Source organism: Flavobacterium flavigenum, assembly GCF_027111255.2.
In the GTDB taxonomy this organism is placed as follows: Bacteria; Bacteroidota; Bacteroidia; order Flavobacteriales; family Flavobacteriaceae; genus Flavobacterium; species Flavobacterium flavigenum.
Genome location: NZ_CP114285.2, coordinates 4,762,842 through 4,782,375, shown reverse-complemented (window position 1 = coordinate 4,782,375; position 19,534 = coordinate 4,762,842). Strand labels below are relative to the sequence as shown.

The 19,534-nt window shown below is 34.4% G+C and carries 21 protein-coding genes and 1 pseudogene; 7 read left to right on the top strand and 15 right to left on the bottom strand.

The features are described from left to right. Positions 1 to 68: 68 nt before the first annotated feature. On the bottom strand, positions 69 to 980 hold the full coding sequence (locus OZP09_RS19915) for an EamA family transporter (protein WP_281309876.1): 912 nt from the start codon (positions 978 to 980) through the stop codon (positions 69 to 71). Positions 981 to 1,078: 98 nt separating this feature from the next. On the opposite strand from OZP09_RS19915, the gene OZP09_RS19910 reads away from it, so the two are divergent. Beyond that, positions 1,079 to 2,503, top strand: coding sequence for an aminotransferase-like domain-containing protein (locus OZP09_RS19910; RefSeq protein ID WP_281309875.1), 1,425 nt, complete (start codon positions 1,079 to 1,081; stop codon positions 2,501 to 2,503). Positions 2,504 to 2,580: 77 nt separating this feature from the next. Here the strand turns inward: OZP09_RS19910 and OZP09_RS19905 are convergent, their stop codons facing one another. The 11 genes from OZP09_RS19905 to OZP09_RS19860 all read right to left on the bottom strand — a co-directional run bounded on the left by OZP09_RS19905 (position 2,581) and on the right by OZP09_RS19860 (position 10,886). Beyond that, positions 2,581 to 3,528 (bottom strand): bestrophin family protein, encoded by a 948-nt coding sequence (locus OZP09_RS19905; RefSeq protein WP_349293611.1) that lies wholly within the window; start codon positions 3,526 to 3,528, stop codon positions 2,581 to 2,583. 204 nt (positions 3,529 to 3,732) lie between these two features. Further along, on the bottom strand, positions 3,733 to 4,446 hold the full coding sequence (locus OZP09_RS19900) for an adenine nucleotide alpha hydrolase family protein (protein ID WP_269235364.1): 714 nt from the start codon (positions 4,444 to 4,446) through the stop codon (positions 3,733 to 3,735). Positions 4,447 to 4,523: 77 nt separating this feature from the next. Further along, the gene (locus OZP09_RS19895; RefSeq protein WP_269235363.1) at positions 4,524 to 5,927 is read right to left on the bottom strand and encodes a sensor histidine kinase; all 1,404 of its coding nucleotides are present in this window, start codon (positions 5,925 to 5,927) and stop codon (positions 4,524 to 4,526) included. Next, the gene (locus OZP09_RS19890) at positions 5,928 to 6,602 is read right to left on the bottom strand and encodes a response regulator transcription factor (RefSeq protein WP_281309874.1); all 675 of its coding nucleotides are present in this window, start codon (positions 6,600 to 6,602) and stop codon (positions 5,928 to 5,930) included. Between the two features lie 113 nt (positions 6,603 to 6,715). After that, on the bottom strand, positions 6,716 to 8,179 hold the full coding sequence (locus OZP09_RS19885) for an AAA family ATPase (RefSeq protein ID WP_269235361.1): 1,464 nt from the start codon (positions 8,177 to 8,179) through the stop codon (positions 6,716 to 6,718). Positions 8,180 to 8,275: 96 nt separating this feature from the next. Further along, entirely contained in the window at positions 8,276 to 9,394 is a 1,119-nt protein-coding gene (locus OZP09_RS19880) for a vWA domain-containing protein (protein WP_269235360.1), read from the bottom strand. A 110-nt stretch (positions 9,395 to 9,504) separates the two neighbouring features. After that, a complete protein-coding gene (locus OZP09_RS19875; RefSeq protein WP_349293610.1) occupies positions 9,505 to 9,780 on the bottom strand; it encodes a YchJ family protein in 276 nt (91 codons plus the stop codon). Positions 9,781 to 9,816: 36 nt separating this feature from the next. Further along, positions 9,817 to 9,879 (bottom strand): SEC-C metal-binding domain-containing protein, encoded by a 63-nt coding sequence (locus OZP09_RS22625; RefSeq protein WP_349293631.1) that lies wholly within the window; start codon positions 9,877 to 9,879, stop codon positions 9,817 to 9,819. Beyond that, positions 9,869 to 10,102 carry a hypothetical protein gene (locus OZP09_RS19870; RefSeq protein WP_269235359.1) on the bottom strand — a complete coding sequence of 78 codons (234 nt, stop codon included), beginning with the start codon at positions 10,100 to 10,102 and terminating at the stop codon, positions 9,869 to 9,871. Before OZP09_RS19870 ends, OZP09_RS22625 begins: the two co-directional genes overlap by 11 nt. Positions 10,103 to 10,197: 95 nt before the next feature. Next, on the bottom strand, positions 10,198 to 10,344 hold the full coding sequence (locus OZP09_RS19865; protein ID WP_269235358.1) for a hypothetical protein: 147 nt from the start codon (positions 10,342 to 10,344) through the stop codon (positions 10,198 to 10,200). After that, positions 10,344 to 10,886 (bottom strand): hypothetical protein, encoded by a 543-nt coding sequence (locus tag OZP09_RS19860; protein WP_281309873.1) that lies wholly within the window; start codon positions 10,884 to 10,886, stop codon positions 10,344 to 10,346. The genes OZP09_RS19865 and OZP09_RS19860 overlap by 1 nt, the downstream gene beginning before the upstream one ends. A gap of 82 nt (positions 10,887 to 10,968) precedes the next feature. On the opposite strand from OZP09_RS19860, the gene OZP09_RS19855 reads away from it, so the two are divergent. The 4 genes and pseudogenes from OZP09_RS19855 to OZP09_RS19840 all read left to right on the top strand — a co-directional run. Then, positions 10,969 to 11,214 (top strand): hypothetical protein, encoded by a 246-nt coding sequence (locus OZP09_RS19855; protein ID WP_269235357.1) that lies wholly within the window; start codon positions 10,969 to 10,971, stop codon positions 11,212 to 11,214. A gap of 330 nt (positions 11,215 to 11,544) precedes the next feature. Next, positions 11,545 to 11,985, top strand: coding sequence for a KTSC domain-containing protein (locus OZP09_RS19850; RefSeq protein WP_025572025.1), 441 nt, complete (start codon positions 11,545 to 11,547; stop codon positions 11,983 to 11,985). A 260-nt stretch (positions 11,986 to 12,245) separates the two neighbouring features. Beyond that, the gene (locus tag OZP09_RS19845) at positions 12,246 to 13,007 is read left to right on the top strand and encodes a DUF4369 domain-containing protein (RefSeq protein ID WP_281309872.1); all 762 of its coding nucleotides are present in this window, start codon (positions 12,246 to 12,248) and stop codon (positions 13,005 to 13,007) included. Between the two features lie 18 nt (positions 13,008 to 13,025). Further along, positions 13,026 to 13,412, top strand: a pseudogene (locus tag OZP09_RS19840) (peroxiredoxin family protein); the annotation flags it as partial. Positions 13,413 to 13,497: 85 nt separating this feature from the next. Here the strand turns inward: OZP09_RS19840 and capA are convergent. Together capA and OZP09_RS19830 are read right to left on the bottom strand one after the other, a co-directional pair. Next, positions 13,498 to 14,538: a cysteate synthase gene (gene capA, locus OZP09_RS19835; protein WP_281309871.1), complete on the bottom strand. Its 1,041-nt coding sequence runs from the start codon at positions 14,536 to 14,538 to the stop codon at positions 13,498 to 13,500. A gap of 72 nt (positions 14,539 to 14,610) precedes the next feature. Further along, a complete protein-coding gene (locus tag OZP09_RS19830) occupies positions 14,611 to 16,671 on the bottom strand; it encodes a S9 family peptidase (RefSeq protein ID WP_281309870.1) in 2,061 nt (686 codons plus the stop codon). A gap of 146 nt (positions 16,672 to 16,817) precedes the next feature. Between OZP09_RS19830 and OZP09_RS19825 the strand changes: the two genes are divergently transcribed. Further along, the gene (locus OZP09_RS19825; RefSeq protein ID WP_269235354.1) at positions 16,818 to 17,138 is read left to right on the top strand and encodes a YbaB/EbfC family nucleoid-associated protein; all 321 of its coding nucleotides are present in this window, start codon (positions 16,818 to 16,820) and stop codon (positions 17,136 to 17,138) included. A gap of 72 nt (positions 17,139 to 17,210) precedes the next feature. Here OZP09_RS19825 and OZP09_RS19820 read toward each other — a convergent pair whose 3' ends face one another. Beyond that, the gene (locus OZP09_RS19820) at positions 17,211 to 18,230 is read right to left on the bottom strand and encodes a threonine aldolase family protein (RefSeq protein ID WP_281309869.1); all 1,020 of its coding nucleotides are present in this window, start codon (positions 18,228 to 18,230) and stop codon (positions 17,211 to 17,213) included. A gap of 151 nt (positions 18,231 to 18,381) precedes the next feature. Here OZP09_RS19820 and prfB point away from each other — a divergent pair. Further along, a protein-coding gene (gene prfB / locus OZP09_RS19815; protein WP_269235353.1) for a peptide chain release factor 2 occupies positions 18,382 to 19,480 on the top strand; the annotation gives its coding sequence in 2 pieces (ribosomal slippage) (positions 18,382 to 18,444 and positions 18,446 to 19,480; 1,098 coding nt in all). Positions 19,481 to 19,534 lie beyond the last annotated feature (54 nt).

Genomic DNA, 19,534 nt, shown 5'->3' with positions numbered 1-19,534 from the left:
GTTAAAATCCTTGAAAAAAAGTCCGGACAGCTGATAAATCCTCCGGACAAATATTTAATTTCTATATTTTAATTTTTAGCTCCAACTATACTTTTTTGCTTCCTGGAAAAAATATGGTGTGAATTGAAAACAAGTACAGCCATAAAAATAATACTGTATGCCAGGATATGCAATGGCGTAATTTTCTCTTTATAAACGAAACAAGCCAACCCAAAAGCAATCATTGGATTGATATTCAGCAACATTCCGACTGTTGAAGAATTGATTCCCGATAGTGCATATAAATTCAGGAACAATGGTATGATTGTAAAAAATATGGCTATCGTTTCAATACAAAAATAAAAAGTGAACTCTGTAGGTACAGGACCACTGTACACCGGATAAAACGGTAATAAAAATAAAGCAGCCAGCGTAATATGAAATGTCAGTACAATAAAGGTATCAAAACCTTTATTCACACGCTGACTTACTAAGTAACAAGCATATGTAAATCCTATAATGATGCTAAAAAACATATCCATAATATCAGTATAGGATAACAACAAACAGCCTGAAATACTTAATCCAACTGCGAGCCATTGTGTTTTTTTCAGTTTTTCATGTAAAATAAAATAGGCCAGCAAAGTTGTTAAAATGGGACAAACCAAATAAGCCAGCGAGGTTGCTTTTACACTAACATGATTCATGACATAAATAAAAGTAAACCAGTTTGCCATCAGAAAAAAACTCCCGCCAATATTCAGTAAAATTGCACTTACCTTTTTGGAAGATGGTAAAGTCCTGAAAACTTCAATTGTCTGATTTATTTTTTTTCGCTTAAAGACAAATGAAATCAACAGCATTAAAATGCTGCAGCTAAAAACACGATAGAATAAAATATCCAGCGAAGCATATTCATGTATTGGTTTTAACACAAGGCTGAAAAAACCCCAGGTCGTGTAAGCTGTAATCGCAGCTAAATAATATTTGGTTGTTTTCATGGGATTTTTTGTTTGATATTTTGATAGAGCAAATTTCTTAAAAATAAAACAGCAATACAGATACAGTTTTTGTAAATTGCAGCAGAACAGTTTTTTTTATGAAAAATTCAAATTACCTCTATTTACAGTTTGCTGATGTTATCGAAAAACAAATAAAATCGGGTCTTTTAAGCGTTGGGGATAAATTGCCTTCGATTAGAGAAGTATGTGCAGAAACAGGCTACAGCATGAGTACCGTAAGCAAAGCGTATTACGAAATTGAAAGCCGGTCGCTAATCGAATCAAGACCGCAATCAGGTTATTATGTAAGCAATATTTCGGCAAGAAGTGTCCCTGAGCCAACTCCCAGCTCCCCTATTCTGACCACTCAAAATATTGACCGTGAAGATTTAATCGATCTGGTTTACGGAAATATGACAAATACTACTGTTACGATGTTTTCGTTAGGTTTTCCTTCGAATGAACTTCTTCCCATAGCAAAACTCAATAAAGGCATGATTCAGGCAATGCGACAGCTGCCAAATAGCGGAACCAGTTATGAAGAAATGCAGGGCAATGTTAATCTTAGAAAAGAAATTGCCCGCTGGTCATTTAACTGGGGCGGTACTTTAACAGAAGAGGACATTATTACCACTCCCGGTTGTGTAAGTGCTATTTCGCATTGTTTGATGGCCGTAACAAAACCGGGCGATACAATTATTACAGAAAGTCCGGTTTATTTTGGTGTACTGCAGCTGGCCAAATCATTAGGCCTTCACGTAATGGAATTACCAACCAATATAACCACCGGAATTGAACTGGAAGCCTTAAAAAAAGCAATCTCAACAAAAAAAATAAAAGCCTGTGTATTGATGAGTAATTTCAGTAATCCATCAGGAAGTATGATGCCAAACGAACATAAGGAAGAAGTTGTTCGTTTGATGGAATTACACAATATTCCGTTGATTGAAGATGATATTCATGGCGATTTGTATTTTGGCTCAGCCAGGCCAACTAACTGTAAAACATACGATAAGAGCGGAATTGTAATGTGCTGTAGTTCCGTTTCTAAAACTTTAGCACCGGGATATCGCGTAGGCTGGGTTATTCCGGGGAAGTTTAAAAAAGAAATTTTGAGGACGAAATTATATCACACCATCTCCTCTCCTACCATTACGCATGAAGTTGTAGGCGATTTTCTAAAAAATGGGCGATATGAAAATCATCTTCGTAAAATTCGCCAGATCCTCAATTATAACTGTAATAATTATATCAATACGATTTTAGAATCTTTCCCAAAAGGTACAAAAGTTAGCCAGCCTCAGGGCGGTTTTTTCCTTTGGACAGAACTTGATAAAAAAATAGATACTGCCGAATTTTATCATTTGGCCATGAAACATAATATCAGCATTGCACCAGGACGAATTTTCTCTTTTCAGGATCAATTTTCAAATTGCATGCGACTGAGTTTTGGCTTGCCATGGACAAATGAATTAAGACATTCCATCCAAACATTAGGCAAACTGGCTCAGCAAACTTTATAAGTACTTTGCTTAAAGATAACAAAACCGGACAGTACAACTACTTACTGTCCGGTCAACAATTAAAACCAAGAATTAATTTATAATACGTAATAAGCGTTACTCTCCGCTTTTTTTGATTCTTCTTTTAAATCAAATTCTTTAATGATATCGAATTCGCTTTGATATTCATTCAGCATTTGTTTAATATTTTTTTCGATTGTATTTGCAATAGTCGTAACAGGCGTATCTGTTGGCCTGTTTTCGAAAGGATCCTGCAAATGAATCGCCATTTTCTCGATTAAAAAGAAAGCTCCGGCAATAGCCGTAATTAACGGAATTGCAAACCAGCTCAATACACTTGTTAAGCCAAAAGGCAGTAATAAAATAAACAAGCACAGTGTTAATCGAATATACATACTGTAGGTTGTTGGGAAAATAGTATTCTTAATTCGTTCACATTTACCCATTTCATCACATAATCTCGAAAGTGTGTTATCAATTTCTACTTGTTGATACATATTAATACGCTTATCATTTTTTGCATTTCGAAGATCTCTTGCATGCAGCATTAAAATAGCATTTGGTACGTTTTGGTGATTTTTTATATACTTTATTTCTTCTTCACTTAACAAGCCTTTGAGCGGCTTTATTGCATCCTTATTTCGAAGTGATTGTCCTAAGCTATAACACCATGCTATCTGCCTTTTAGCAAAATTCTCCTTAAATTCACTGGCCTCAACAGAAAAATCAGGGTCTTTGTAAAATGTCAGGACCTGACGAATTAACGTTCTTGAATCATTTACAACAGCTCCCCACACAATTCTGGCTTCCCACCATCTGTCATAAGCCTGGTTCGATTTAAAAGCTAATAACAACGATATAATGGTTCCAATCATGGTTGGAATAGCTATTGGAATATCTACGGGAAGCGTAACAAAATAGTGGTGAAAAATCTCAAATACTATAGTGTATGCGGCTACAAGTGCAAGTTCTACTTTAATTTTCCCGAGAACGTACTTCATTGGTATTCTTTTCTTTAATAACATATTTTCGGTTTTAAATTATTATTCAGCTAGTCCTTAGTAACTAGTAATCAGTTATAAGTTTTTTATATAACTAATACAATATTTTTATCTTTCACCTTCAAAAAATTTGATCCAGCGAAAATTTAGTACAATTCAAAGCTAATAGTCGTTACAAAGTAAACAGCTAAGGACTAATTTACTAAGGACTAAACACTAAGAAAAAATCTAAACCAGCTCTTCGTATAATGAAAGTACCGGAAGTCCCAGTTTCTCATTAATATGCTGTTTTTTTACTTTTTTGAATTTGATTTTTTCTCCTTTGCGGGTTTCAACTAATAAATCAATCTCGTATTTTGAAATTGCTTCAGATAAAGGAGCTATATTTTCGTAATCTTCAGTTTTTGAAGTCTGGCTTACAATTTCATAAGAGAAATTTTCGTTTAAAAACTGCTGTACATCCTTAACATGCACATTAGCGTTGCTGGTTTCTATATAAAGTGCTTTACTGAAATCTTTGAATTGTTCGTTACCCAAATGCAGAATAGGGCATTTTTGATTTCCTGCTAATTGTACGAGATATTGGTGGATACGTTTGGTTTCCTGTTTATAAGAATGTGGAAGAATAACTAATTTTATGGAGAAATTTTCAATCACCCTTCTAAAAACAGGTAATGAAAGTCCGTATTGATTATGGATTTTAAGTTTGCAGTTTTTAGTATGATCAATCAAATATCTGCATGTTGCTAAAACTTCTTCCTGGGTTTTAGTAAGTCCGGTTCTCATTTCACGTAAAAAATGAGAGGATGAAAATGAATCCGGTGTTTCAGCAACCATCATCAAAATAATTTCACATTCCGATTTTTTTGACTGGCTGATTGCCGATTTTACAGCAGAAATTGTATCGTCTTTTAAAGTCGTAGGTATCAGGAAATTTTTCATATGCATAATCTTTTAGTTTATACAGACAAAATAACAACCTGATAATTAGAGAGGTCTTAATTTAAAATTAGAATTTCCTAAGATTCAACATTAGAATTTTTAATGTTCTTCTTTTTGTCTTTTGATTTTTTAAAAATAATCGTTACAATCGTGCCTTTATTCTGTTCCGATTGTACTTGTATTTCTCCATCATGCATGCGGATGATTTTGGAAGCCAAAGGAAGTCCTAAACCATAACCGATATATTTTGCCGCAATTTTACCGCGGAAGAAAGGTTCGTATAAGTGCGGAATATCTTCTGGCGGAATACCGATGCCAATATCATTTATAGAAATTTTAATCGCATCATTATTCGCAGAAAGCGTTACAAAAACCTCATTATTATCAGAGTATTTTACACCATTTGTAATAATATTGTTGATTGCCAGCTCTAAAAGTGGCTTGTTACACGCAATTAATAGCAAATTAGAGTCTGTTGGGGCAAAATTAAGTTTAATACTAACACGGTTGTCCGGAAAAATCTTGTCCAGATCTGATTTTACCTCCAATAATAACTCATCGATTCTGGCAATATCCAAAACCTGTTTGTTGCCATCATAGCCTGTCTGAGTGAGTTTAAGGAGACTTTCTGTCAGGTTGCCTAATTTAGATGCCTGACTGTAGATATTTTCTAAAGACTGAACATATTCTTCTTTTTCACGCTCTTTTAAAAGCATGATTTCAGCTTCGGCAATTATAGTGGTAATAGGCGTTTTTAGTTCATGGGATGCGTTATTGATAAAATTCGCCTGGATTTCAAAAGAGGTTTCCAACCGGTCTAACATATCATTAAAAGTATGTGTCAGATCTGAAATTTCATCTGAGTTTTTAACATCCGGTAATCTGTTATGAAGGTTTGAAGCACTGATTCTGTTTACTTCTTTAGTAATTCTGGCTACCGGGTTAATGACACGCTTTGCCAGAAAGCGTCCTAATATGAAAGCCAGAAATATAAATCCAATGCCTCCAAAAAGTAATATTTTCACAATGTAAACGGTTGTGGTTTTTCCTCTACGGTCACGAGCACCAACAATTACAATGTATTTTTGATTCCTTTCTGTAAAAACCTGCCCGAGATAATATTTGCTGTTAATTTCAAAATAATCTTTTCCGGTTTTTAGAATATTGGAATAAAACTCGTTCGGCAGATTCAGTTTTGTATTATAATCAAAACTATTTGCACTGTTTATTTTAAGAACATATTCTTCTTCTTCGATAAGTTCTTCGAGTCCGTTTTTCTTTAAATTACTATAATATTTTATTTTTTCAGGATCATGCTGAAAATGAATAGAAGCCACAATTTTCGATCGGTCTTCGAGCCTTTTTAAGAAATGGTAGCGATTATTTTCCCTGAATAAAACGAATACTATTACACTCAATAGCAAAGTACTAAAGGTAGAAAGTGCTACGTAAGTAAAAGTAATTCTTTTCCTGATATCCATTTATAATTGTATAACGTAACCTAAACCTTTCATGGTGTGAATAAGTTTGGTTTTATAAGGTTTGTCTATTTTTTTTCTTAAATACGTGATATAAACATCTACAACATTGGTATTCATATCAAAATTAATGTCCCAGACATTATCTAAAATCTGATCCCTTGAGACTATTCTGCCGGTGTTTTTTGCTAAATAATATAATAATTTAAATTCCTTGGCCGTTAAAACAATCGGTTCGCCATCACGTTTTACTGTTTTGGCCTTACCGTTTATTTCGAGGTCTCCAATTATTATCGTATCGACTTTTTCCGTATCCTGATTGGCTCTTCGGTTTAAAGCATTGACCCTTGCATCAAGTTCTCCAAATTTGAATGGCTTTACAAGATAATCATCCGCACCCGCATTGAGTCCGGTTACAATATTTTCTGAAGTCCCAAGCGCTGTTAAAAGCAAAATTGGAACGAAATTTTTGGCGGCACGCAATCTTCTGCAAATTTCAATTCCGTTAATATCCGGCAGCATTACATCCAAAACTACTACATCAAAAGTATAATTATGAATCATTTCTAATGCAGTTATACCGTCAAGTGCCACGCTGACTTCGTTATTATTTTCAGCGAATCCTTTGCGTAAAATAGAAAGCAGATTTGGTTCGTCTTCGACTATGAGTAATTTCATCAGAATATGTGTATTGAAGCAAAAATAAGCATTGAATCGCAAAATAGGTTACTAAACTTAAAATAAAAAACCTGACAACATTGCTGTTATCAGGTTTTATAAAATTTTAGCAATTATAATTTACTAATATAACTTCCGTACATATCTTTAAACTGATGTCCGGTTGCGAAACGGTCTTTGCTTAGTTTTTTATATTCTACCAACGCCCATAAAACAAATTCTTTCATGAAATAAAGATCCTTTTTATCTAGTTGCGGCTGGTATTTTTTGATCAGAACATCCAAAGGAGTTACTTCATCTAATATAGCCTGATATTCAGCGTCAGAAGCTTCATCTAACAATTCAAAACCGCTTTCTGCAAAAAACCATTCTATTAAATCAGAATAAGGTGTCTTTTCTCCGGGTTTTTCTAATTTTTCAATTTTCGGAAAGTAATCTGCAAACAACGTTTTAATTGCAGAACCAATTAAATTCTGTGCTACCGCAGCAGCTCCCTCCTGCTCACCTTCGTAAACCAATTCTACTTTTCCGGTAATCGCCGGAATAATTCCGATAAAGTCTGATAAGCGAAGTGTAGTTTTCTCAGCACCCGAAATTAAAGCACGTCGTTCTGCAGTACTTATTAAATTTTCAAAAGCTGTAATACTCATTCTGGCACTTACACCACTTTTATTGTCAATATATTCACTTTCACGGGCTTCAAAACTAATTTGTTCTAAAATATCCCTTGCTAAGCCTGGAACATAAATAGTGTCTGCCTGGTTTTGGTCTAATTTAGATTCCTGCTCGGTAATGGTTCTGGCAATCGCTACACTTTCCGGATAATGTGTCAGGATTTGAGATCCAATTCTGTCCTTTAAAGGCGTTACAATACTTCCACGATTGGTATAATCTTCAGGGTTTGCCGTAAAAATAAACTGCATATCGAGCGGCATTCTCAATTTAAAACCTCTAATCTGAATATCGCCTTCCTGTAAAATATTAAATAGTGCAACCTGAATTCTGGCTTGTAAATCCGGTAATTCATTAATCACAAAAATACAGCGATTCGCTCTCGGAATCATTCCGAAATGAATAACACGATCATCTGCATATGATAATTTTAAATTAGCTGCTTTAATTGGGTCAACGTCTCCGATCAAATCGGCTACTGTAACATCCGGAGTGGCCAATTTCTCGAAGAAACGATCGTTCCGGTGTAGCCATGAAATTGGAGTTTCATCGCCTTTCTCTGCAATTAAATCTTTTGCAAAGCGGGAAATTGGATTTAGCGGATCATCATTAATTTCTGAACCGGCAACAAACGGAATATTTTCATCTAATAACTCAACCATTTTACGTGCTAAACGCGTTTTTGCCTGTCCGCGAAGGCCAAGTAAATTGATGTTGTGACGAGACAGAATGGCACGTTCAAGTTCAGGAATTACGGTATTTTCAAATCCGTGCACGCCTTCAAAAACAGGTTTACCTGATTTGATTTTTTCACGAAGATTGTTTCGTAATTCGTCCTTAATACTGGTGCTTTTATATCCTGCAGCTTTTAATTGACCTAATGTTTTTATATTGTTTATTTCCATTTTTTATTGAAATATCGATTGTTTGTTTAATTATATGGATTGTTTTAGATGCACTGCTGTACAATCTCTACAGGAAAATCTTTAAAACTTTGAAACTTATTTAACTCTCTTTTTCCTATTCGTTTCATAATCTTCAAAAATCATTTCGCCAAGACCTTTCAGTCCGGTGTAAAATGCTTTTCCCTGATTGGCTTCGGTAAAATGATTTACAAATCGCTGCAAATAAGGATCCCTGGCAATCATAAAAGTCGTAATCGGGATGTGTAATTTTCTCGCCTGCTGTGCCTGAGTGTAACATTTATCCACAATATACTCATCCAGACCATTGCTGTTCATATAATAAGAGCCATCACGCTCGCGCACACAGCTTGGTTTCCCGTCTGTAATCATGAAAATCTGTTTATTGGTATTTCGCTTTCGACGCAAAATATCCATCGCTAACTGTAATCCTGCAACTGTATTGGTGTGATAAGGTCCAACCTGAAGATAAGGTAAATCTTTAATCGGAATTGTCCAGGCATCGTTTCCGAAAACCAGAATGTCTAATGTATCTTTTGGATAACGCGTTGTAATTAGTTCTGCCAAAGCCATAGCTACTTTTTTGGCAGGTGTAATCCGGTCTTCGCCATACAAAATCATACTGTGACTGATGTCAATCATCAAAACCGTACTCATTTGTGCTTTGAATTGTGTTTCTTCGACAACCAGATCATTTTCGGTCAGCATGAAACTTTCAACGCCGTTATTGATTTGTGCGTTTCTGAGACTTTCTGTCAATGAAATACGCTCTAAACCATCACCAAAATTAAATTCACGAAATTCTCCAGTATGTTCGTCACCGTTTCCTGCATGTTTGGTTTTATGATTACCGTTTCCGGCACGTTTTAAATTCCCGAAAATCTGATCTAAAGCCTGCTGACGAATTGCACGTTCTGTTTTTGCCGTGATTCCAAAACCAGATGTACCGTCAGGTTTTGCTTCGTCTTTTATATAACCTTTCTTTTTTAAATCTTCGATAAAATCATCGATTGTGTAGTTTTCGTCGGTTAGCTTATATTCCTTATCCAGCTCCCGAAGCCAGTCTATAGCTTCATCAAAATCACCCGAAGTATGAGTAATAAGCTCTTTGAAAATACCAAAAAGCTTTTCGAACGGAGACTGAAAAGGTGCTTCGTAAGTCTTAAAATAAAAACCTTTTTTAAATTCATTTTTCATGATTCTAAAATTAATCTTTTTTGAAACTATGAAAGAAGAAACAGTTATTAATTTTTAGTTAAAGTATTGATTAAAAACCACTAGAAATCAACGATAATACTGACAAGTATTCAAATTCCGTCCAGATAAAACCACTCACCATTTTTGAATTTAAAAGTTGAAAACTCATGATGAATTTGCGATTTTTGATTTTCATCCAAAAAATAGGCATTAAACTCCACTTTATTCTCCGTATAAAATAAAATTTCAAGCTGGCGCCATTTATTACTTGTTGCCCATTTCAGAATTTCAGCTTTTGAGTACTGTTTTCTTTCAGAAATATAAGTGGTTTCCAAAAGATAATCGGCATTATGAGTGGCATAAGCCGAATATCTGGAGCGCATCAAAGCCAGGGCTGTTGGCGCTTTTTGATTATTTTTAAGTTATAATCCGCAACATTTCTCAAAAGGCAATCCTGTATCACAGAAACACGTTTTATTCTCCATCAACTGGTTCTTCTCCATTAATTTTTACATGAAGCTGATTCAGTAAAACCTGATATCGGGTTATTTCACGCACTTCTTCATCTTCCTCGGCAAAATCAATCATTTCATCCAGAACTTCACTTACTTCAAGCAGTTTGTTATTAGCTTCTCTGTTATTTTCTGCAGCAATCAGATCAATAATTTCCTGTACACTTGCCTTTAACGTTTCGAATTTATTTGTCATTTTAATTTTTTATTTCAGGTTTAAATTCTAAAGTTTCAGATTTAAATTATGACGTTAACTTGCGACGTGAAACCTAAACCTTAAAACTATTTTTATTATTCTTCTTTTTTACTCTCGTTAAACTTCTTTACGATTTCCTTCAGCTTTTCTTTACGCAAAATTTCAGCTTGTTTTGCTTTTGCCTGGGTTTTATGCAATTTATCGTTATGTTTTTTAATGTTTCTTTCGTTATTGCGTCCCATTATATTTCTCTTTTTATTTGTTCTAAAGTTTTCTCAGTAAAAATTAATTCATTGATCATTTTTTTTCGCAAATCATCAATATCATCGTAATCAAAATATTTTGCCCACGAAGTCAATTGCTGGAGATTCCTGATTTGCTTTAATCTTTTTGTTGTTTCAAAACTGTTCCTTAAAACTGCTTTACCATCATATTCCGGATTATTTTTGTGTTCATAATTCGCCAGATTGTTTTCGAAATCAGCTTTAATATAATACAATTTTTCCTGTGGATTATCTGCATAAAATTCTTCCCATTTAGCAAACCCAATTTTAGTTTTAGATTCCGTTTCAGGATTTCTGGCTATCAGACGCCATTTGCTGTTTGCGAGCCTTCCCCAGTGGTTCGAAACACGATACATTCCTTCTTCAGTGTAATAGTAAGTACTTCCTGCTTTACTTTCGAACTGCTTTTTCAAACCTTCAATTTGATCTGGAAGCACTTCCCTAAAAACACAGAACGTATTTTTAAAAGAATTAGGATGTGGCTTATAATTTTTCTGCATATGCAAATATACGCACATTACAGCGAACTGCCTAAAACATTAATTTCTTACCTTTGCTTCTTAATTTTCAAAATAAAAAATCATGTCTAAAGATTCGCAACAAAAAATGCCTCAAAAAGGAGTTTTTACAGGTATTATCGAAAAAGATGAAAACAATAATTATTTCTGCGGTATCTATCTCTTAGACTACAAAATGGTTCAGGCAAAATTTAAAGAGGGTGATTGGATTACAATAAAATCTATTATTGAAAACCCAAGCGATATGAGCTATAAACAATATCCTAAAAAATCAAGAAACTTCGACAAAGCCAACCATAAACCGCAATAATTTTGTTTCAGGTTTTCGTTGTTTCATGTTACAGGTAAGACATTTTAAATGGCTATTACATTGGATTTAAATATTATGTTCGCAAAGTTTTGTATTGATAAAGCTTTGCGAACTTTTCATTTTTATTAAGTCACACTATAAAACCTTAGCGTTCCCTGTAGTTAAAACAACCTAGCAATAACAGTTAACATTTTAATAAACCAACTTTCCCGAATATTTTTTAGATGAAAACTAAAAAGTTAAAAAAAAGTGTACCTTTGCAAAAAATTTGTCGATTTGAACTAACTAATATCGATTTCAAACTAATAGACAAGTAGTTACCTTTTATTTATGAAAAAAATAGTTGAATACCGTAAGTTACTAAACGTAGAGAAAACTGTAGAGCTAAAAGATTTAAAAACCATTTATCGTAATGCGATGAAAGAAGCTCACCCTGACAAATTCCAGGGAGATGATGCTGGTTTAAAAGCTGCAGAAGAAAAAAGCAAAACGATCATTGAAGCTTACCACTTTTTAGTAAGCATACATCCAGATACCATTAAGATTAACTTACCTGAGTACACAGAAACAATTTCAACTTGTACTATTACAGATTTCAAATTTGTGGAAGGGCGTTTAATTATTGATTTTTCTAATGGAAGCGTTTACGAATACATTAGTGTTCCCAAAGCTACTTATGTAAAAATGGTAAATGCAGATTCTCCTGCCAGATTTGCAAAAAGACACATTTTGAACTCTTTTACATGGAGAAAGAAAACAAATCAGGAATAAAATTCCATTATATATTATTTTAAAAGCATTCTGATGACAGAATGCTTTTTTTATGCTCAAAAATACCAAATTGTTTAATTTGATTCTGAATAGTGAAAGAATTATTTGTTTTATCACGTTTCAGAAACCAGTAAACACTTAGCTACAAGCCTTTTAAAATAAAAAAAACTATAACAAAATTTTAGGTAGTAAAATTATTGATGTTCTATATTTTTAAATACTTTTGTTGCGCAAATCAATTAACTAATTAATTTTTTATAATGAAAAAAATATTTTTTTTACTTACCGCTTCTGCAGCGATAATTTCTTGCAGCAAAGTTAAAGACGGAGAATTCCTTATTACCGGAACTGCAAAGGGAATTGAGAACGGAAAAACAATAATCCTTCAGGGGCAGGATCCAACAACAATGGCTGTTTTACCATTAGATACTGTAAAAGTTGAAAATGGCAAATTTGAAATAAAAGGAAAAGTTACTGAACCTGCTTTTCACACTTTAGTAATTCAGGATTTACAAGGTCCGATTCCATTTATCTTAGAAACAGGTGAAATTAAAATTGAAGTGGATAAAGACAGTATTCATAAATCAAAAATTTCAGGAACTTATAGTAATGATGAGTATGTAAAATTCAACGAAGATGTCACAAAAGTTCAAAAAAAACTAATTGACTTTCAGAAAAAAAATACTCAGGCTATGCAGACTGCTCAACAAAAACAAGATACAGCAGTTATCAATGGCTTAATGAAAGAATATATGGCTATTCAAACTGATGTTCAGGCTGAATCTAAAAAGAAATATACAGCTTACGCTGAAACACATCCAAAATCATTTATTTCAGTTTTAATTGTTCAAAGTCTAATCAATGACCCAAGCTCTGATTTCAAAAAAACAGAAGGATTATATAACTCTTTAGACGAGTCTTTAAAAAACACTAAACCAGGAAAAGCAATTAAAGAAAAAATTGGCCAAATGAAATTGCCTGCAGTAGGTGCATCTGCTCCTCCTGTTGGCAGCGCTAAATGAAGGTCAGATTTTTCAGCTCCTAATCCAGAAGGTAAAACAGTATCGCTCAAAGAAAGTTTAGGAAAAGTAACAATTGTAGATTTTTGGGCTTCATGGTGCGGACCATGCAGAAAAGAAAATCCTAATGTGGTAGCCATTTACAAAGAACTTCATTCAAAAGGGTTAAACATAATTGGTGTTTCACTAGATAAGGAAGCATCAGCTTGGAAAGAAGCCATTGCAAAAGACAATTTAACATGGACACACGTTTCTAACTTGAAATTCTGGGACGAACCAATTGCAAAGCAATATGGCGTTGAATCTATCCCTGCGACCTTTATACTTGATTCATCAGGTAAGATCGTTGCACAAGACTTAAGAGGCCCTGAATTAAGAGCAAAAGTTTTAGAACTTTTAGGAAAATAAGTAAAATACAATACAAACAAAAAAAAAACTCCAGATTTACATCCGGAGTTTTTTTGTTTGTATACTTAAAAAGTAATTTATTTTATTACTTTACAAATTCAATTTTTTGAGCTTCCTCTTCGTTAACGCTATCAAAGAATCCTTGTTCATTCATCCAGTCGTCACTAAATACTTTGCTCATATAACGAGAACCATGATCAGGGAATATAGCGATAATATTACTATCTTTAGTAAACTCACCTTCTTCTGCGTATTGTTTAATAGCCTGCATTACTGCACCTGAAGTATACCCAACAAACAATCCTTCTTTACGTGTAATTTCCCTTGCGGTATGAGCACTTTCTTCATCCGTTACTTTCATAAACTTATCGATAATATCGAAATCAGTTGCTGAAGGAATTAAATTTTTACCTAAACCTTCAATACGGTACGGATAAATTTCTTTAGTATCAAATTCTCTTGTTTCGTGGTATTTTTTCAAAACCGATCCAAAAGCATCAACACCTAAGATTTTAACATTTGGATTTTGCTCTTTCAAGTATTTTGCAGTCCCTGAGATTGTTCCTCCTGTTCCGCTACAAGCAATTAAGTGTGTAATCTGACCTTTGGTTTGCTGCCAGATTTCCGGCCCGGTAGTATTGTAATGTGCATCAATATTTAACTGATTAAAATACTGATTAATATAGACAGAACCTTTTGTCTCTTCATGCAAACGTTTTGCAACATTATAATAAGATCTTTCGTCATCTGCTGAAACGTGAGCCGGGCAAACATATACTTTTGCCCCTAAACTCCTCAGCATATCAATTTTATCTTTGGATGATTTTGAACTTACTGCCAATATGCAGTTGTAGCCTTTTATAATGCTCACCATAGCCAAACTAAAACCTGTATTTCCGGATGTTGTTTCGATTATGGTATCACCTGGAGACAAAATCCCTCTTCTCTCCGCTTCTTCAATGATATATAATGCTATTCTATCTTTTGACGAATGTCCCGGATTAAAAGCTTCTACCTTTGCGTAGAAATTGCCTTCTAGCCCTTCGGTGACTTTATTTAGCTTAATAAGTGGGGTGTTACCTATTAACTCTAAAACATTATTATAAGCATTTATTTCTTCTTTCATAAAAAAATAGTTAATCAAGGGTAATTTTTTTGATAACCCCGATAGGTTGCAAATTTAACAAAAAATTTCTAATTAGCTTTGAATTTTCTCTAAATCTAATAAAAAACTAAATTCCTTTGCCAAGTCTTTTAAAGCCTGAAAACGTCCTGAAGCCCCTCCATGACCAGCATCCATGTTAGTATCCAGAAACAATACATTATCGTTTGTTTTTAGATTTCTAAGTTTTGCCACCCATTTAGCAGGCTCCCAGTACTGAACCTGAGAATCATGTAATCCGGTAGAGACATACATATTAGGATATTTTTGCTCTTTTACATTATCATACGGCGAATAGGATAACATATAATCATAATATTTTTTATTGTTTGGGTTGCCCCATTCGTCATATTCCCCCGTTGTCAATGGAATACTATCATCAAGCATAGTTGTCACAACATCTACAAAAGGAACCTGAGCAATAACCCCATTGTACAATTCCGGTGCCTCATTCGCTATAACTCCCATCAAAAGTCCTCCTGCAGAGCCTCCCTCTGCATACAAATGTTTTGCAGAGGTATATTTCTCGTTTATTACAAATTTAGAGCAATCAATGAAATCTGTAAAGGTATTTTTCTTTTTTAACAGTTTTCCATCTTCGTACCATTGCCTTCCTAAGTCTTCACCTCCCCTTATATGAGCGATTGCGTACACAAATCCGCGGTCAAGTAAAGAAAGCCTTGTTGAAGAAAAATAGGTTTCCATCGTAATCCCATAAGATCCATATGCATAAAGCAGCAACGGATTTTTACCATCTTTCTCCAATCCTTTACGGTAAACCATCGAAATAGGGATTTTCACACCATCTCTGGCAATTGCCCAGACTCTTTCTTCGATGTAATTGTTTTTATCAAATTTTCCTCCTAAAACCTCTTGTTCTTTTAATACTTCCTTGGTTTTGGTTTTCATATTAAAATCAATTACAGATGACGGCGTTGCTAGCGATTGGTAGCTATAACGCAATACATCTGTATCAAAATCAATGTTGGTTGTAGTATAGGCATTATAAGTTTCACTTCCAAAAGGCAAATAATAATCCGGCTCCCCATTCCATGGCATTATCCGGATGTGATTTAATCCATTCGAACGCTCTTCTACTACTAAGTAATTTTTGAATATTTCAATATCTTCCAATAAAACGTCTTCACGATGTGGAATAAGATCTTTCCAGAATTTTTTTTCGGTTCTGTTTTCAGGCGTTTTCATCAGCTTAAAATTCGTCGCCTTGTCTTTATTCGTCAAAATATAAAATGAATCTTCGTAATGAGAAATACTATATTCCAAACCACGAACACGATTCTGGAACACTTCAAATTCACCATCGGGATTATCAGAATTTAAAATTCTGTATTCCGTTGTCAAAGTACTCCCTGAACCAATCACTATATATTTTCTGGATTTTTCTTTGCTTATCGAAACATTAAATGTATCATCAGTTTCATTGAAAACCAAAACATCCGCTGCAGAATCTGAGTTTAATTTATGCCTGAATACTTTATCTGACCGCAAGGTTACTTCGTCTTGTCTGACATAGAAAATAGTATTGTTATCATTTGCCCAAACCGATTCCCCGGTTACATTTTCGATTTTCTCGGGCAGGATTTCTCCGGTTTCCAAATTTTTAATCTGAATGGTGTAAATTCTTCTTCCTACAATATCAATACTAAAAGTAGCAAATTTGTTATCCGGACTAACACTTAAGCCTCCTAATTTAAAATACGCATGACCTTTTGCCAATTCGTTACAATTGAACAGAATCTCTTCTTCAGCAGAAAGACTTCCTTTTTTTCTTGAGAAAATGGGATAATCCTGTCCTGTTTCAAAACGGGTAATATAATAATAACCATTATAAAAGTAAGGAACAGACGAATCATCTTCTTTAATTCTTGCTTTCATTTCTTCATACAAAGATTCCTGTAAACCTTTCGTATGTACAGTCATTTTTTGATAATAATCGTTTTCCTTATTCAGGTAATCAATAACTTCAGGATTCTCTCTGTCATTTAGCCAGAAATAATTATCGATGCGGGTTTCTTTATGTTTTTTTAATGATTTTGGAATTTCTTTTGCTTTTGGAGCTACTATATCGTTTAGCATTTATTTAATTAGGCATTAGTTTTTAAATATAAAGAGCAAAAATAACACAATCGCAACAGAACGAAATTAATTTTTTCATAAAATATTCTATTGTTTTCATATAGCAATATACTAATTTTGTATGAAATAATTTAAAAGAAGCAAAAATGGATTTAATGGGAATGATGGGCAAACTTAAAGAAACCCAGCAAAAAATTGAAGATACAAAAAAACGCCTGGATACTGTTTTAATAGACGAACAAAGCGCTGACGGATTATTGAAAATTACTATTACAGCCAGCCGAAAAATAAAAACAGTTTCTATCGATGATGCATTACTTGAAGATAAAGAACAGTTAGAAGATTATTTAATTGTAACGCTGAATAAAGCTATCGAAAAAGCAACAAGCGTAAACGAGCAAGAACTTGATGCAGTTGCAAAAATGGATATGCCGATGATTCCGGGAATGGATAATCTTTTTAAATAATAAAAGATATGAGTTTAGAAGTTATTAGTTAAAAGTTTTGAATCATTTAACTTTAACCAATAACTTCTAACTTTAAAACTTCTGAAGCGTATCAATCACATAAGTGTGCATAACTTCTTTATAATCCAAATGAGTAACAATTCGAAGTTTATTGTTTCCCATTGAACTTATTAAAATATTCTTCTGTTTTAATTTTTCCATCAAAAGCTGATCACTGTAACCTTCAGCCAATGAAAAAATCAAAATATTAGTTTCAACTGGCTCGATCGCAGCCACCCATGGTTTTGTTTTTAAAACTGATGCAATTTCCTTAGCTCTTCGATGATCTTCAGCCATTCGTTCAATATTATGCGCTAAAGCATATAATCCTCCGGCGGCTAAATAACCAACCTGACGCATCCCGCCTCCCAATATCTTCCTGATTCTTAACGCCCTGTGAATATCTGCTTTGGTTCCCAGTAAAATAGAACCTATCGGAGCCCCTAAACCTTTTGACAAACAAACTGAAATAGTATCGAAAATCGCTCCAAATTCTTTCGGATTTTGTCTTTTAGCGACCAAGGCATTCCAAATTCTGGCGCCATCCAAATGAAACTTCAAATTATTGGCGTCACAAACTTTTTTTATCTCTCTTAAATCGTCTAATTCATAGCAGGCACCGCCCCCTTTATTCGTAGTATTTTCTACACAAACCAAAGTCGTTAACGGACTGTGATAAAACTCGGGGTCATTTATGGCTCCAGCAACCTGTGCGGCATTTATCATACCACGGTCACCATCCAGTAAGCAGCATGAAACGCCACTATTGAAAGAAACGCCCCCGCCCTCATAATTATAAATATGCGCATATTTATCGGCAATTAATTGTTCTCCGGGCTGGGTATGGAGTTTAATCGCGGTTTGATTTGCCATAGTTCCTGAAGGAAAAAAAAGTCCAGCTTCCATTCCAAAAAACTCAGCCACCCTGGTTTCTAATTCGATAACCGTCGGATCTTGTCTGTATACATCGTCGCCAACATGAGCGTTGAACATATACTGCAGCATTTCGTAGCTAGGCTTGGTAATAGTATCGCTGATTAAATTTATTTCCATATTCTAAAAACTATATCTTATTTTTGTAGTGCAAAATTACGTATAACTGATAGTTATTAACAGCGAGTTTTAATAAATTTTAACTTGCAGTTTATTACTCAACCAAATTAACGTAATATTTGTAAAAAACATATAAAACTATTATTAATTTATGACAACAGCCGAACAAGTAAAAGGTATTGTGGAGCGCCTTGGTGCGTTGAGGAGGTATCTTTGACGTTGATGCCAAGCTAATCGAAATTGCAAACGAAGAAGAAAAAACTTTTGCTCCTGATTTTTGGAACAAACCAAAAGAAGCAGAAATAATTGTAAAAAATCTTCGAAACAAGAAAAAATGGATTGAAGATTACAACAAAGCAGTCGAACTTGCAGATGAACTCCAGCTTGCTTATGATTTTTATAAAGAAGGAGAACTTTCTGTTGAAGAACTGGATGAAAATTACAATGCAACCCAGCTGCACATTGAGAACATCGAATTCAAAAACATGCTTTCTGACGAAGGCGACAGTTTAAGTGCTGTCGTACAGATCACTGCGGGAGCCGGTGGAACCGAAAGTTGTGACTGGGCCGGAATGCTGATGCGCATGTACATGATGTGGGGCGAAAGTTATGGTTACAAAATAAAAGAACTTAACTTTCAGGAAGGTGATGTTGCCGGAATAAAAACCGTAACTTTAGAATTCGAAGGCGATTATTCTTTTGGTTATCTGAAAGGAGAAAATGGCGTACATCGTCTGGTTAGAATTTCACCTTTTGACAGTAATGCCAAACGCCATACATCATTTGTATCCGTTTATGTTTATCCGCTTGTTGATGACAGTATCGAAATTGACATTAATCCTGCCGATATCGAAATTACAACCTCACGCTCGAGTGGTGCGGGAGGACAAAACGTTAATAAGGTTGAAACCAAAGTTCAATTGGTTCACAAACCAACCGGAATCCAGATTCAGTGTTCTGAAACGAGATCTCAGCAGGACAACAGACAGCGTGCTATGCAGATGCTTCGTTCTCAATTGTACGAAATAGAATTAAAGAAACAGCAGGCCCAACGCGCTGATATCGAAGCCGGCAAAATGAAAATCGAATGGGGTTCGCAAATTCGTAATTACGTAATGCAGCCTTACAAATTAGTTAAGGATGTCCGTACTGGCTACGAAACCAGTGATGTTGATGGCGTTATGAACGGAAATCTTGACCCATTTCTTAAAGCATATTTAATGATGATGGGACAAAAAGAGGAAGAATAAATAGTATTTTCAGTGTTCAGATTAAGTATTCGGGCGCAGGTTTGTATTCACAAT

Coding starts and splice junctions, on each gene's coding strand:
- OZP09_RS19915 (WP_281309876.1), bottom strand. CDS start 980: ATGAAAACAACCAAATATTATTTAGCTGCGATTACAGCTTACACGACC.
- OZP09_RS19910 (WP_281309875.1), top strand. CDS start 1,079: ATGAAAAATTCAAATTACCTCTATTTACAGTTTGCTGATGTTATCGAA.
- OZP09_RS19905 (WP_349293611.1), bottom strand. CDS start 3,528: ATGTTATTAAAGAAAAGAATACCAATGAAGTACGTTCTCGGGAAAATT.
- OZP09_RS19900 (WP_269235364.1), bottom strand. CDS start 4,446: ATGAAAAATTTCCTGATACCTACGACTTTAAAAGACGATACAATTTCT.
- OZP09_RS19895 (WP_269235363.1), bottom strand. CDS start 5,927: ATGGATATCAGGAAAAGAATTACTTTTACTTACGTAGCACTTTCTACC.
- OZP09_RS19890 (WP_281309874.1), bottom strand. CDS start 6,602: ATGAAATTACTCATAGTCGAAGACGAACCAAATCTGCTTTCTATTTTA.
- OZP09_RS19885 (WP_269235361.1), bottom strand. CDS start 8,179: ATGGAAATAAACAATATAAAAACATTAGGTCAATTAAAAGCTGCAGGA.
- OZP09_RS19880 (WP_269235360.1), bottom strand. CDS start 9,394: ATGAAAAATGAATTTAAAAAAGGTTTTTATTTTAAGACTTACGAAGCA.
- OZP09_RS19870 (WP_269235359.1), bottom strand. CDS start 10,102: ATGACAAATAAATTCGAAACGTTAAAGGCAAGTGTACAGGAAATTATT.
- OZP09_RS19865 (WP_269235358.1), bottom strand. CDS start 10,344: ATGGGACGCAATAACGAAAGAAACATTAAAAAACATAACGATAAATTG.
- OZP09_RS19860 (WP_281309873.1), bottom strand. CDS start 10,886: ATGCAGAAAAATTATAAGCCACATCCTAATTCTTTTAAAAATACGTTC.
- OZP09_RS19855 (WP_269235357.1), top strand. CDS start 10,969: ATGTCTAAAGATTCGCAACAAAAAATGCCTCAAAAAGGAGTTTTTACA.
- OZP09_RS19850 (WP_025572025.1), top strand. CDS start 11,545: ATGAAAAAAATAGTTGAATACCGTAAGTTACTAAACGTAGAGAAAACT.
- OZP09_RS19845 (WP_281309872.1), top strand. CDS start 12,246: ATGAAAAAAATATTTTTTTTACTTACCGCTTCTGCAGCGATAATTTCT.
- capA (WP_281309871.1), bottom strand. CDS start 14,538: ATGAAAGAAGAAATAAATGCTTATAATAATGTTTTAGAGTTAATAGGT.
- OZP09_RS19830 (WP_281309870.1), bottom strand. CDS start 16,671: ATGCTAAACGATATAGTAGCTCCAAAAGCAAAAGAAATTCCAAAATCA.
- OZP09_RS19825 (WP_269235354.1), top strand. CDS start 16,818: ATGGATTTAATGGGAATGATGGGCAAACTTAAAGAAACCCAGCAAAAA.
- OZP09_RS19820 (WP_281309869.1), bottom strand. CDS start 18,230: ATGGAAATAAATTTAATCAGCGATACTATTACCAAGCCTAGCTACGAA.